Below are 15,942 nucleotides of genomic sequence, written 5' to 3'. Positions count from 1 at the left end.
TCGCTGCGGTCAGATCACCGTGAACGTGTGCGTGTTACTCGGCTCCAGCGTTACGCTCGTCACGTTGGCCAGCACGACCGAATGAACATGCGAGTTCGAGTCGTCCCAAGTCAGCGTCTTCGCGTTGCTGTCGAAGAAGTACTCGCCGGCCTGGTTGACTGCCTGCGCACTCCCCACCGCCGACGTCAGGTTGCTGGTGCCAACATTCAGCGTGTCGTTGTGCTGCAGGCCCGCGATGGTCACCGTCGCGTTCGTCCCTACCTCGTCGTTCAGGTTGAGGTTGAGGGTCGTATTCGAGTGCGTAACCAGCGAAAGCGTGTCGCCGTTGTTCAGCGCATGCGTATCGAGTTCCGTCACCGAGCCTCCGCCCAGCGTATCGGTCACGAAGTTGATCTGGCCGAGTTGCGTATCGGTCAAGGTCACCGAGTTGCCGTTCAGATCGAGTCCGTGCACGAGGATGTTGAGTGAGCTCGACGTCAGGTTGCCGCCAGTAGTGAACTGCTCCACCACCGACCCGGTGTGGCCCGAGGACGAATCCATGAGACCGTGGGCCAGCCCGGTGGCCAGTTCCGCGTCTGTCAGCTTGACCGTGTAGCCGGCGAGATCGATCTCCTGAACGTGGCTGTTGAGGCCGGTCGTCAGGTTGGTCGAACCCTGCAACTGCTCGATCACGTAGCCGCCGCCAACCGAATCGCTCAACGACAGCGTGCTCAACTCAGCGGCGGTCAACGTAACCATATGGCCGGCCATGTCGACGTTGGACACGTGGCTGTTCACACCGTCGGTCAGGTTGGTATCGGCAACCAGCTTCTCGGTGACCGTACCGCCACCAACCGAGTCGGCCAGCGTCAGAGTGGAAATCTCGGACGCCGTGAGCTTCACGGTATGGCCGGCCAGATCCAGGGAGTGCACGTAGGAACCCACGCCAGCCGACAGGTCGAGGTTAGACGTCGCCACCTCCTTCACCGAGGCGCCCCCGGCGGGGTCGATAATGTTCAGGCTCAGCTCACTGTTGGTGAGCGTGGCCGCCTGACCATTCAGGTCGATGGTACCGACACCGTTATCGAGCGTTACCAAGGTCAGATCGCGGTGCGAGCTGTCCAGGTAAGCGGTGACCGTGGCCGCTGCCAGCAGCAGAGCGTAATGCGCGTTGCTGGTGGACAGGTTGGCTACCGAATCGTAGATGCTGTAGGCCACCGCCCCAGTGGTGTAGCCGGTAATCGTCGAGACCTGCGCCACCGTAGCGTTTCCAGTTACCGTGTAAGCCGCATTGCCCGAGATACTGATGTTAGACGTGCCGTGTGCGGTAATGATCGCGCTCGCGCTACCGGTTACCGTGGTCGCCGCAGCATGCACCGTGCCAACCGTGTGCCCGGCGATCGCGGAGAGGTCCAACGCTGCCACCGAGGCGTCAGATACCGTGATGCTTTCGGTACCGGAGGTGACAATCTTGGAGGAGGTCAGCGCGGCGTTGAGCGCCGCAGCCGAACCGGTAATCGTCGTAGCCGCGCTGGCAGTCACCGTACCGCTGGTGCGCGCCGCGATCGTGTTCAGATCGGCCGCCGCCTGCGACGCATCCGACGTGGTCACCGCTTCGGTGCCCGAAAGCGTGATGTCGGCTGCGATCACCGCCGCCGCCACCGCCGCTGCAGTGCCCGTCACCAGAGTAGCCGCCGTTGCATTCACCGTTCCGGTGGTTTCGCTGGCGAGTGTGCTCAACACGGACACCGCTACCGAGGTGTCGCTCAGCGTCAGATTTTCGCTGCCGGAGAGGGTAATTCTGCTCGACGCCAGCAGTGTCTCGATGGCCGCCACCGAACCCGCGATCGTGCCGACACCCGATGCGTCCACCGTGCCGCTGGTGTGCCCCGCGATCGTGTTCAGATCGGTCGCCGCTGCCGTGGTGCCGCTGATCGTCACGCTCTCGGTACCGCTCAGCGTGATGTCGTTGGCGGTCACCGCAGCCACCACATCCGAGGCCAAACCGCTCAGCGTGGTCACCGACGTTGCTGCCACCTGACCGATGGTGCGCGTAGCGATTGCGTTCAAATCAGCCGCCACCACTGTGGTGTCGCTGATCACGATGATTTCGGAACCGCTCAGCTCAATGTCGAATGTGCTCAGCGCTGCCGATACATCGGCAGCCGAACCGGAAATCGTCGTGGCCGCCGTTGCGTTCACCATCCCGCTGGTATCGCCAGCGAGGCTGATCAGATCGGACGCCGCCACCGAGCTGTCGCTCAGCGTCAGATTTTCGGTGCCCGACAGTGTGATGCTGTTCGCGCCCACCACCGCCGCCACATCGGCGAGCGAACCGGTAATTGTCGTGGCCGCCGACGCATCGATCCTGCCGCTGGTCTGTCCGGCGATCGTGCCCAGATCGGACGCCGCCACCGTGGTATCCAGTACCGTGAGCGCTTCGTTGCCGGACAGCGTGATGTTGCTCGACGTCAAGACCGATCCGAGGTCTGCCAGCGACCCCGTGATCGTTCCCACCACCGTCGTATCCACCGTGCCGCTGGTGTGCCCGGCGATCGTGATCAGATCGGCAGCCGCTGCCGTCCCGCTGGAGATCGTCACGTACTCGGTACCGCTCAACGCGATGTGGTTCGAGGTCACCACAGCCAGTACATCGGCAACCAGACCGTTCAGCGCGATCACCGACGTTGCTGTTACCTGACCGGTGGTGTGCGTAGCGATCGCGTTCAGATCAGCCGCCCCTGCCACGGCATCGCTGATCGCTACGGTCTCGGAGCCGCTCAGCATGATGTCACTCGCGGTCAGCGCTGCCGATACATCGGCAGCCAAACCGTTAATCGTCGTAGCCGCGACGGCGATCAACGTACCGCTAGTGTGCCCGGCGATCGCATTCAGATCGACCGCCGCCACCGAGGTGTCCAGAACCGTGAACGATTCGGCGCCGCTGAACGTGATGGAGCTCAACGTCAAGGCCGTCTCGATGTCCCCCACCGTCCCTGTGACCGAGATCGCCGCGCTTGCATCGACCGAGCCGCCGGTATGCCCGGCGAGCGAATTCAGATCGCTCGCCGCCACCACGGAGTCCAGAGCCACGAGCGTTTCGGTGCCCGAGAATGTGATGCTGCTCGACGCCAAGGCCGTCTCGAGGTCTGTTACAAACCCCGTAACCGAGGTCAGCGAATTCGCATCGACTATGCCGCTGGTCTGCCCGGTGATCGCATTCAGATCGGTCGCTGCCGCGGTGACACCGCCGATCGTCACGCTCTCGTTACCGCTTAGCGTGATGTCGGTCGCGATCACCGCTGCCGCCACCTCCGCGGCCGAACCGGTAATCGTCGTGGCCGCCGTTGCATCGATCGCGCCGGTGGTGTTCGCCGCGATCGTGTTCAGATCAGACGCCGCTTGCGATGCATCCGTCGTGGTCACCGCCTCGCTGCCCAACAGCGCAATGGTGCTCGTGGTCAACGCTGCCGCCACTGCCGCTGCATCGCCCGTGATCGTCGTAGCCGCCGTTGCGTTCACCGTACCGGTGGTGTGCAAAGCGATCGTGTTCAGATCGGACGCCGCTTGCGACGCATCCGACGTGCTCACCGCTTCGTTGCCCGACAGCGTAATGTCCGTCGCCGTCACCACGGCGGCCACGTCCGCCGCCGTGCCGGTCACCGAAGTGGCCGCGCCGGCGTTCACCGTACCGCTGGTGTGCGCAGAGATCGCGTTCAGATCGGCCGCCGTCACTGCGGCATCCGATACCGTGATCGCTTCGTTGCCCGAGAAGGCGGTGTGATTCGACGCCAAGGCTGTCTCGAGCTCTGCCACCGACCCCGTGATCGTGGTCGCCGCCGTCGCGTCCACCGTGCCGCTGGTGTTCAGGGCGATCGTGTTCAGATCGACCGCGGCCACCGAGGTGTCGCTGATCGTCACGTTCTCGCCACCGCTCAGCGTGATGCCGGTGGTGGTGACCGCTGCCGTTACATCGGCGGCCGAGCCGCTCAGCGTGATTACCGACGTTGCCGACACCGGACCGGTGTGATCAATGATCGTGTTCAGCGCACTTGCCGAAGCCGTAGTACCCGTAATGGTTACCGCTTCGCTGCCTGACAGCGAGATGTCGCCCGCCATGACTGCGGTCAACACATCCACGTCCGAACCGGTAATCGTCGTTGCCGCCGTCGCGTCGACCGTGCCCCTGGTGTGTCCGGCGAGCGTATTCAGATCAGCCGCCGCCAACGTGCTATCCAGTACCGTGAGCGCTTCGTTGCCGGAGAGCGTGATGCTGCTCGTCGTCAACGCCGTCTCGAGGGCCGTGATGAACCCCGTGATCGTGCTCGCCGCGATCGCGTCCACCGCGCCGCTGGTGTGCGCTGCGATCGTGTTCAGAGCGCCCGCCGCTTGCGAGGCGTCCGACGTGGTTACCGCCTCATTGCCCGACAGCGTGATGTCGGTCGTGGTCAACGCTGCTGCTACCGCCGCCGCCGTGCCGGTAATCGTCGCAGCCGCCGTTGCGTCCACCGCGCCGTTGGTGTTCGCCGCGATCGTGTTCAGATCAGCCGCCGCTTGCGAAGCACCCGACGTGGTTACCGCTTCATTGCCTGACAGCGTAATGTCGCTCGTGGTCAGCGCCGCTGCCACCGCCGCTGCATCGCCGGTAATCGTCGTTGCCGCCGTTGCGTTCACTGGACCATTGGTGTGCAGAGCGATCGTGTTCAGATCGGCCGCCGATTGCGAAGCATCCAACGTGGTTACCGCTTCGTTGCCTGACAAAGTAATGTCGCTCGTGGTCAGCGCTGCCACCACCGCCGCTGCATCGCCCGTGATCGTCGTAGCCGCCGTTGCATTCACCGTACCCGTGGTGTGCAGAGCGATCGTGTTCAGATCGGCCGCCGCTTGCGAAGCATCCAACGTGGTTACCGCTTCGTTGCCCGACAGCGTGATATCGGTCGCCGTCACCGCAGCTGCCACATCCGCGGCCAAACCGGTAATCGTCGTGGCCGCCGTTGCGTTCACCGTACCGCTGGTGTGCGCAGCGATCGTGGTCAGATCGGACGCCGCAACTGAGGTATTCGATACCGTGATCGCTTCGTTGCCCGAGAAGGTGACGTGGTTCGACGTCAACACCGCCTCGAGATCGGTCACCGACCCCGTGACCGTATTCGCCGCTGCCGCGTCCACCGTGCCGCTTGTGTTGGTGGCGATGATGTACAGATCGAGCGCCGCTATCGACAGATCCGACGTGATCACCGCTTCGCTGCCCGACAGCGTGACAGCGCCCATCGACAACGCGGTTGCCACCGCTACGGCCGAACCGGTAATCGTCGTTGCCGCCGTTGCATCGATCGTGCCGCTGGTATGCATAGAGATCGTGTTCAGATCGGTCGCTGCTTGCGACGCATCCGAAGTGATCACCGCTTCGTTGCCCGACAGCGTGATGTGCGCCGTCGTCAACGCTGCCGCCACTGCCGCTGCATCGCCAGTGATCGTCGCAGCCGCCATTGCGTTCACCGTACCGGTGGTGTGCAGAGCGATCGTGTTCAGATCAGCCGCCGCTTGCGACGCATCCGTCGTGATCACCGCTTCGTTGCCCGACAGCGTGATGTCGGTTGCCGTCACCGCTGCTGCCACCGCCGCTGCATTGCCGGTGATCGTCGTAGCCGCCGTTGCATCGACCGTGCCGCTGGTGTGCGTTGCGATCGTGTTCAGATCAGCCGCCGCTTGCGACGCATCCGTCGTGGTCACCGCTTCGCTGTCCGACAGCGTGATATCGGTTGCCGTCACCGCTGCTGCTACCGCCGCTGCATCGCCCGTGATCGTCGTGGCCGCCGTTGCATCGACCGTACCGCTGGTGTGCGCTGCGATCGTGTTCAGATCAGCCGCCGCTTGCCACACATCCGTCGTGATCACCGCTTCGTTGCCCGACAGCGTGATGTCGGTTGCGCTCACCGCTGCTGCCACCGCCGCTGCATCGCCCGTGATCGTCGTGGCCGCCGTTGCATCGACCGTACCGCTGGTGTGCGCTGCGATCGTGTTCAGATCAGCTGCCGCTTGCGACGCATCCGTCGTGATCACCGCTTCGGTGCCCGACAGCGTGATATCGGTTGCCGTCACCGCTGCTGCCACCGCCGCTGCATCGCCCGTGATCGTCGTAGCCGCCGTCGCATTGATCGTGCCGATGGTGTGTGCTGCGATCGTGTTCAGATCAGTTGCCGCCTGCTGCGCATCCGTCGTGATCACCGCTTCGCTGCCCGACAGCGTGATGTCGGACGCAGTTACCGCTGCCGCCACCGCCGCCGCCGTGCCGGCCAACGTCGTAGCCAGGGTTGCGTTCACCATCCCGGTCGTTTCGCCCGTCAGGGTGTCCAGATCGCCCACCGCCAGCCAGCCATTCAGCACCGTGAGTGCTTCGCTGCCGGAGAAAGTGATGCTGCTCGACGCCAACGCCGTCTCGAGGTCTATCGTCGACCCCACCACCGTGCTCGCCGCCGTCGCATCCACCGCGCCGCTGGTGTTCAGGGCGATCGTGTTCAGATCAGCCGCCGCTTGCGACGCGTCCAGCGTGATCACCGCTTCGTTGCCCGACAGCGTGATGTCGGTCGTGGTCAGCGCTGCTGCCACCGCCGCTGCATCGCCCATGATCGTCGTAGCTGCCGTTGCATCGATCGTACCGCTGGTGTGCGCTGCGATCGTGTTCAGATCAGCCGCCGCCTGCGACACATCCGACGTGATCACCGCTTCGCTGCCCGACAGCGTGATGTCGGTTGCGCTCACCGCTGCTGCCACCGCCGCTGCATCGCCCGTGATCGTCGTGGCCGCCGTTGCATCGACCGTACCGCTGGTGTGCAGAGCGATCGTGTTCAGATCAGCTGCCGCTTGCGACGCATCCGTCGTGATCACCGCTTCGTTGCCCGACAGCGTGATGTCGGTTGCCGTCACCGCTGCTGCCACCGCCGCTGCATCGCCCGTAATCGTCGTGGCCGCCGTAGCATCGACCGTGCCGCTGGTGTGCGTTGCGATCGTGTTCAGGTCAGCTGCCGCTTGCGACGCATCCGTCGTGGTCACCGCTTCGCTGCCCGACAATGTGATGTCGGTCGTGGTCAGTGCTGCCGCCACTGCCGCTGCATCGCCCGTGATCGTCGTAGCCGCCGTTGCATCGATCGCGCCGCTGGTGTGCGCTGCGATCGTGTTCAGATCAGCCGCTGCCTGCGACACATCCGACGTGATCACCGCTTCGCTGCCCGACAGCGTGATGTCGGTTGCGCTCACCGCTGCTGCCACCGCCGCTGCATCGCCCGTGATCGTCGTGGTCGCCGTTGCATCGACCGTACCGCTGGTGTGCGCTGCGATCGTGTTCAGATCAGCTGCCGCTTGCGACGCATCCAGCGTGATCACCGCTTCGCTGCCCGACAGCGTGATATCGGTTGCCGTCACCGCTGCTGCCACCGCCGCTGCGTTGCCGGTGATCGTCGTGGCCGCCGTTGCATCGATCGTACCGCTGGTGTGCGTTGCGATCGTGTTCAGATCAGCCGCCGCCTGCGACACATCCGACGTGATCACCGCTTCGCTGCCCGACAGCGTGATGTCGGTTGCGCTCACCGCTGCTGCCACCGCCGCTGCATCGCCCGTGATCGTCGTGGCCGCCGTTGCATCGACCGTACCGCTGGTGTGCGCTGCGATCGTGTTCAGGTCAGCCGCTGCCTGCGACGCATCCGACGTAATCACCGCTTCGGTGCCCGACAGCGTGATGTCGGTTGCCGTCAGCGCTGCTGCCACCGCCGCTGCATCGCCCGTAATCGTCGTGGCCCCCGTTGCATCGATCGCGCCGCTGGTGTGCGCTGCGATCGTGTTCAGATCAGCCGCCGCTTGCGACACATCCGTCGTGATCACCGCTTCGCTGCCCGACAATGTGATATCGGTTGCCGTCACCGCTGCTGCCACCGCCGCTGCATCGCCCGTGATCGTCGTGGCCGCCGTTGCGTCGATCACGCCGCTGGTGTGCGCTGCGATCGTGTTCAGATCAGCCGCCGCCTGCGACTCATCCAGCGTGGTTACCGCTTCGCTGCCCGACAGCGTGATGTCGGTTGCCGTCACCGCTGCTGCCACCGCCGCTGCATCGCCCGTGATCGTCGTAGCCGCCGTTGCATCGACCGTACCGCTGGTGTGTGCTGCGATCGTGTTCAGATCAGTTGCCGCCTGCTGCGCATCCGTCGTGATCACCGCTTCGCTGCCCGACAGCGTGATGTCGGACGCAGTTACCGCTGCCGCCACCGCCGCCGCCGTGCCGGCCAACGTCGTAGCCAGGGTTGCGTTCACCATCCCGGTCGTTTCGCCCGTCAGGGTGTCCAGATCGCCCACCGCCAGCCAGCCATTCAGCACCGTGAGTGCTTCGCTGCCGGAGAAAGTGATGCTGCTCGACGCCAACGCCGTCTCGAGGTCTATCGTCGACCCCACCACCGTGCTCGCCGCCGTCGCATCCACCGCGCCGCTGGTGTTCAGGGCGATCGTGTTCAGATCAGCCGCCGCTTGCGACGCGTCCAGCGTGATCACCGCTTCGTTGCCCGACAGCGTGATGTCGCTTGCCGTCACCGCTGCTGCCACCGCCGCTGCGTTGCCGGTGATCGTCGTGGCCGCCGTTGCATCGATCGTACCGCTGGTGTGCGCTGCGATCGTGTTCAGATCAGCCGCCGCCTGCGACACATCCGACGTGATCACCGCTTCGCTGCCCGACAGCGTGATGTCGGTTGCGCTCACCGCTGCTGCCACCGCCGCTGCATCGCCCGTGATCGTCGTGGCCGCCGTTGCATCGACCGTACCGCTGGTGTGCGCTGCGATCGTGTTCAGGTCAGCCGCTGCCTGCGACGCATCCGACGTAATCACCGCTTCGGTGCCCGACAGCGTGATGTCGGTTGCCGTCAGCGCTGCTGCCACCGCCGCTGCATCGCCCGTAATCGTCGTGGCCCCCGTTGCATCGATCGCGCCGCTGGTGTGCGCTGCGATCGTGTTCAGATCAGCCGCCGCTTGCGACACATCCGTCGTGATCACCGCTTCGCTGCCCGACAATGTGATATCGGTTGCCGTCACCGCTGCTGCCACCGCCGCTGCATCGCCCGTGATCGTCGTGGCCGCCGTTGCGTCGATCACGCCGCTGGTGTGCGCTGCGATCGTGTTCAGATCAGCCGCCGCCTGCGACTCATCCAGCGTGGTTACCGCTTCGCTGCCCGACAGCGTGATGTCGGTTGCCGTCACCGCTGCTGCCACTGCCGCTGCATCGCCCGTAATCGTCGTGGCCGCCGTCGCATTGATCGTGCCGATGGTGTGTGCTGCGATCGTGTTCAGATCAGTTGCCGCCTGCTGCGCATCCGTCGTGATCACCGCTTCGCTGCCCGACAGCGTGATGTCGGACGCAGTTACCGCTGCCGCCACCGCCGCCGCCGTGCCGGCCAACGTCGTAGCCAGGGTTGCGTTCACCATCCCGGTCGTTTCGCCCGTCAGGGTGTCCAGATCGCCCACCGCCAGCCAGCCATTCAGCACCGTGAGTGCTTCGCTGCCGGAGAAAGTGATGCTGCTCGACGCCAACGCCGTCTCGAGGTCTATCGTCGACCCCACCACCGTGCTCGCCGCCGTCGCATCCACCGCGCCGCTGGTGTTCAGGGCGATCGTGTTCAGATCAGCCGCCGCTTGCGACGCGTCCAGCGTGATCACCGCTTCGTTGCCCGACAGCGTGATGTCGGTCGTGGTCAGCGCTGCTGCCACCGCCGCTGCATCGCCCATGATCGTCGTAGCTGCCGTTGCATCGATCGTACCGCTGGTGTGCGCTGCGATCGTGTTCAGATCAGCCGCCGCCTGCGACACATCCGACGTGATCACCGCTTCGCTGCCCGACAGCGTGATGTCGGTTGCGCTCACCGCTGCTGCCACCGCCGCTGCATCGCCCGTGATCGTCGTGGCCGCCGTTGCATCGACCGTACCGCTGGTGTGCAGAGCGATCGTGTTCAGATCAGCTGCCGCTTGCGACGCATCCGTCGTGATCACCGCTTCGTTGCCCGACAGCGTGATGTCGGTTGCCGTCACCGCTGCTGCCACCGCCGCTGCATCGCCCGTAATCGTCGTGGCCGCCGTAGCATCGACCGTGCCGCTGGTGTGCGTTGCGATCGTGTTCAGGTCAGCTGCCGCTTGCGACGCATCCGTCGTGGTCACCGCTTCGCTGCCCGACAATGTGATGTCGGTCGTGGTCAGTGCTGCCGCCACTGCCGCTGCATCGCCCGTGATCGTCGTAGCCGCCGTTGCATCGATCGCGCCGCTGGTGTGCGCTGCGATCGTGTTCAGATCAGCCGCTGCCTGCGACACATCCGACGTGATCACCGCTTCGCTGCCCGACAGCGTGATGTCGGTTGCGCTCACCGCTGCTGCCACCGCCGCTGCATCGCCCGTGATCGTCGTGGTCGCCGTTGCATCGACCGTACCGCTGGTGTGCGCTGCGATCGTGTTCAGATCAGCTGCCGCTTGCGACGCATCCGTCGTGATCACCGCTTCGCTGCCCGACAGCGTGATATCGGTTGCCGTCACCGCTGCTGCCACCGCCGCTGCATCGCCCATGATCGTCGTAGCTGCCGTTGCATCGATCGTACCGCTGGTGTGCGTTGCGATCGTGTTCAGATCAGCCGCCGCCTGCGACACATCCGACGTGATCACCGCTTCGGTGCCCGACAGCGTGATATCGGTCGCGGTCACCGCTGCCACCACATCCGCCGCCGTGCCGGTAATCGTCGTGGCCGCCGTTGCGTCGATCATGCCGATGGTGTGCGCTGCGATCGTGCCCAGATCGGCCGCCGCCACCGTGGCGTCCAGTACCGTGAACGCTTCGCTACCCGAGAACGTGATGCTGCTCGACGCCAACGCCGTCTCAAGGTCCGCCACCAGCCCCGTGACCGTGCTCGCCGCCGTCGCGTCCACCGTGCCGCTGGTGTGCGCTGCGATCGTGTTCAGATCAGTTGCCGCTTGCGACTCATCCGTCGTGATCACCGCTTCGTTGCCCGACAGCGTGATGTCGCTTGCCGTCACCGCTGCTGCCACCGCCGCTGCGTTGCCGGTGATCGTCGTGGCCGCCGTTGCATCGATCGTGCCGCTGGTGTGCGTTGCGATCGTGTTCAGATCAGCCGCTGCTTGCGACACATCCGTCGTGATCACCGCTTCGCTGCCCGACAGCGTGATGTCGGTTGCCGTCACCGCTGCTGCCACCGCCGCTGCATCGCCCGTGATCGTCGTAGCCGCCGTTGCATCGACCGTACCGCTGGTGTGCGCTGCGATCGTGTTCAGATCAGCCGCCGCTTGCGACACATCCGTCGTGATCACCGCTTCGTTGCCCGACAGCGTGATGTCGGTTGCCGTCACCGCTGCTGCCACTGCCGCTGCATCGCCCGTGATCGTCGTGGCCGCCGTTGCATCGATCGCGCCGATGGTGTGCGCTGCAATCGTGCTCAGGTCAGCCGCTGCCTGCGACACATCCGTCGTGATCACCGCTTCGTTGCCCGACAGCGTGATGTCGGTTGCCGTCAGCGCTGCTGCCACCGCCGCTGCATCGCCCGTGATCGTCATAGCCGCCGTTGCATCGATCGTGCCGCTGGTGTGCGCTGCGATCGTGTTCAGATCAGCCGCCGCTTGCGACACATCCGTCGTGATCACCGCTTCGTTGCCCGACAGCGTGATATCGGTTGCGCTCACCGCTGCTGCTACCGCCGCTGCATCACCCGTGATCGTCGTAGCCGCCGTTGCATCGATCGCGCCATTGGTGCGCGCTGCGATCGTGTTCAGATCAGTTGCCGCTTGCGACGCATCCGTCGTGATCACCGCTTCCGTGCCCGACAGCGTGATATCGGTCGCGGTCACCACTGCCACCACATCCGCCGTCGTGCCGGTAATCGTCGTGGCCGCCGTTGCATCGATCGCGCCATTGGTGCGCGCTGCGATCGTGTTCAGATCAGCCGCCGCCTGCGACTCATCTAGCGTGGTTACCGCTTCGGTGCCCGACAGCGTGATGTCGGTTGCCGTCAGCGCTGCTGCCACCGCCGCTGCATCGCCGGTAATCGTCGTGGCCGCCGTTGCATCGATCATGCCGCTGGTGTGCGCTGCGATCGTGCCCAGATCAGCCGCCGCCACGGTGGTGTCCAGTACCGTGAACGCTTCGCTACCCGAGAACGTGATGCTGCTCGACGCCAACGCCGTCTCAAGGTCTGCCACCAGCCCCGTGACCGTGCTCGCCGCCGTCGCGTCCACCGTGCCGCTGGTGTGCGCTGCGATCGTGTTCAGATCAGTTGCCGCTTGCGACGCATCCGTCGTGATCACCGCTTCGCTGCCCGACAATGTGATGTCGGTCGTGGTCAGTGCTGCCGCCACTGCCGCTGCATCGCCCGTGATCGTCGTAGCCGCCGTTGCATCGATCGCGCCGCTGGTGTGCGCTGCGATCGTGTTCAGATCAGCCGCTGCCTGCGACACATCCGACGTGATCACCGCTTCGCTGCCCGACAGCGTGATGTCGGTTGCGCTCACCGCTGCTGCCACCGCCGCTGCATCGCCCGTGATCGTCGTAGCCACCGTTGCATCGATCGTGCCGCTGGTGTGCGCTGCGATCGTGTTCAGATCAGCCGCCGCTTGCGACACATCCGTCGTGATCACCGCTTCGGTGCCCGACAGCGTGATGTCGGTTGCGCTCACCGCTGCTGCCACCGCCGCTGCATCGCCCGTAATCGTCGTGGCGGCCGTTGCATCGACCGTGCCGCTGGTGTGCGCTGCAATCGTGCTCAGGTCAGCCGCTGCCTGCGACGCATCCGACGTAATCACCGCTTCGGTGCCTGACAGCGTGATGTCGGTTGCGCTCACCGCTGCTGCCACCGCCGCTGCATTGCCGGTAATCGTCGTAGCCACCGTTGCATCGATCGTACCGCTGGCGTGAGCTGCGATCGTGTTCAGATCGGTGGCCGCCACGGAGGCATCGGTGGTCGACACGTTACCCGTAAATTCGGAGTTGGTCGTCGATACGTCGGAGCTGGTGAATGCCCTCGCCAGGACTGCCGCCGTATCCGACAGACTGTAGCCGTTGCTGATATGCACGCCGTGGTTCAACAGCAAATCGGCATCGGCCACGCTCAGCGTGACGGCCGTTGCATTGGTGGTGCTCGCCGTGCCGTTGAACTGCGAGTTGGTCACCGATTGATCGGGATCGAGCGCCGCCAGCAGATTGGCCGCCGTGTCGGCCAAGCCGTAGCCATTCGTGATCCTCACATGATGGGTCAGCAGCGTATCGGCATTGGCCACGCTCAGCGTGACCGCCGTCGCATCCGTCGTCGCCAGACTAGTCACACCCGTCAAGCCAGCATCAGCGTGCCCGATCGCCGCGAGCAGCGCCGCAGCCGTATCATGCACCGCCCCAATCACCGTCGCCGCATTCAACGCATGCAGCGCATCCGCATTAGCCACCGACACAAAGCTGTCAGTCACCGTCACCGCCGACGCCGAAGCAACCGCACTATGATTGGCCGAAAGCAGCAAATTAGCCGCCGTATCGTGAATCGCCGTGATCGTCGTGTGCACGTTCAGTGCATACAAGGCCGTCGCGCTACCCGCCGATACGAAAGCATCGGTCGTGACGACCGAGCCCGCCGCCGTAACCGCCGCGCCACCCGCCAGGATATGCGCCGCAGTATCGCTAATCGTATAGGCCTGCGTGCCGCTATTGGCGAACGCATGAATCGCCGTGGCTTGCGCCACCGTCGCCGCTGTCGTCGCGGCGACATTGACCACATTGCCGGCCAGGCCCGCCGGCGCCCCTGCCAGGTTGGCCGCCGTGTCCGACAGATTGTATTTCGCAGTCGGGTCTTTCGCGACCAGCGCCTGCGCGCCCGCCACCGTTTCCGTCAACGTCGTCAGCGTGGCGCTCTGCGCCCCCGCAACCGAGTGCGCCGAATTCGGGTTCAGCGTCGTTGCCTGCCCGATCGCCGTGTTGCTGGTCGTCGTAGTGGTCAGTTCAGCCGTATTCAGCGGATTGCCGGCGTTGCTATTGATCGTGCTCAGTACCGTGCCGCTGGCCAGGTCGATCGGGGTCTGCCCCGCGTTCGCGACCGCGTTGGTAAGCGCAGTCACCATTGAAGCCTGCACCGTCGGCGAAGTACTGCCCGCCGCGGAGTTCACCGTGACGGTCAGGAGCGTGGCAATCTGCGCCGCGATTTTCTGTACCGCCAGCGCGGTCGGATCGTTGGCGGCCGCCGTCAACGGGTCGTAGGTCGTCAGCGAGACACCGGCCGGAATGCCGAGCCCTTTCGCGATCACCGCCTCGGCTTGTGCGACCGACACGCTGTGCTGAGCCGCATACGCCTGAACCAGCGTCGTCAGCGGATTGACGACCGTCGATCCTTGCGGGGCCGTCAGCGTGATCGTGTTCGGCAGACCCGTATCGATGTTGACACCGCCCACCGCGATGATCGCGCCCTTCAGGGTGGTGGTCAGACTGAAATTGCCGTTCGCATCCGTCACCACACCGGTATCGCCGGCGGCGACCGGAATACCGTCGCCGTTCACGTCGATATAGATGTGCGCGCCCTTGATCAGACCATCCGCCACCTCACCGGCAACCTTGGTGCCAGGCGTGGCGGCGGGAGAGCTGCTGCCGCTACTGCTACCGCCGCCACCGCCACCGCCAGCAGCGGCGGCCGCCACGCCGCCGACCAGCGCAGCACCGAGCAAGCCCAACCACACGCTGGTCGGCACGCCACTCGAAGCAGCCGGCGCCGTTGCCGCGCCCGCCTCCGAACTGCCGTCCGTTGTGCCGCCGACATCCGTGCTCCCGCTCACGTCGCCGGCCGAACTGCTGGCATCGCTCACGCCACCCGTCGAGGTGTCAGTCGTCGCGGTGCCGGTGTTGGCCGCTTGAACCGAGCCACCATCCGTGTCGTGCGACGTCACCCCTTCGCCCTTGTGGGCACTCGCGTCGTGTTCGACTTTGTCGCCCGTCTCGTGGCCCCGCGCCTTATTCGCATGCTTATGCTGCGGGTCCAGCGGATTCAAATGGTTAGCAATGACAGCGTCATTCGATGCAACTGCAACAGTATGATTCGCGTCAGTTTTCTTTACGCCCTGATTGCCACCAAGCTTCTTGACCGGCTGTACCGTTGAATTCTTAATGCTCACTGTCTTGCTCTCCGAAGAAATCGTAATAGCTCATGCCGCTACAGGCCGGATATTCGCTTCCGGTGCGGCCTACCACATTGAAGTTGATATGGGTTCAGGTATCGCGTCGATGACAACCCGAGGGGGGTGAACGACCGTACCAGTGGGTCCGCCAATGAAACTCGCAACGCTTTAGGAGATGTCCCTGCGGCAAGACAACACCTGATATCCGGCTTTGTTTCGACAGCCATTGACGCCACGATTTCAGGCGCGCAAACGTTGCCGAACAGTCCACTTTGCATGAGTTGGTGCCGGAGATCGGGAATGAACACAGGGCACTCATTGCGCGCGCATCTCTCAGAGCAATCCTGCGAGCGGTCCCGACATGCAGGCGCGAAAGTATGTTCTGGTGCGGCGACGCGGCGAGCCCGAGCAGGCCAGCCCCGATATGAAATGAATCAGTTCCACCATCTTCACGATGGGAACCTCCCCGTATTTTTGATTGGCATGTTTTTTTTCGCGCTTAGGTTTTAGGTCCGCGCTGACAGGTCGAGAGGATACCAGAGCTTTTCTCATAAAACTTTACCGTGCGTATCAGTTTTTCTAAGAACGATGAACTTCACAAAACAGCCTGACGTACCCCGCGAAGTTGATTTTGGTCCTATTTCACTCACACCATGACACCGAATCTAATCTGTCGAGAATGGCCTCCATGCGGGGAAATTTTCTCTACTCTTTTATTGGCAAACGTTTGCTATTCGAAATAACGACACACCTACTCTTTTATTAGCAAACGTTTGCCGTTCGAAATAA

General features: G+C 64.2%; 1 protein-coding gene. It reads right to left on the bottom strand.

All coding sequences use genetic code 11. The features are described 5' to 3' along the window. Positions 1 to 9: 9 nt before the first annotated feature. Positions 10 to 15,150: a beta strand repeat-containing protein gene (locus tag AYM40_RS02545; protein ID WP_063494846.1), complete on the bottom strand. Its 15,141-nt coding sequence runs from the start codon at positions 15,148 to 15,150 to the stop codon at positions 10 to 12. Between the last annotated feature and the right edge of the window lie 792 nt (positions 15,151 to 15,942).

Origin of the sequence: Paraburkholderia phytofirmans OLGA172 (genome assembly GCF_001634365.1) — a bacterium.
Taxonomy (GTDB): domain Bacteria; phylum Pseudomonadota; class Gammaproteobacteria; order Burkholderiales; family Burkholderiaceae; genus Paraburkholderia.
This window is presented reverse-complemented; position numbering and strand designations above follow the sequence as displayed.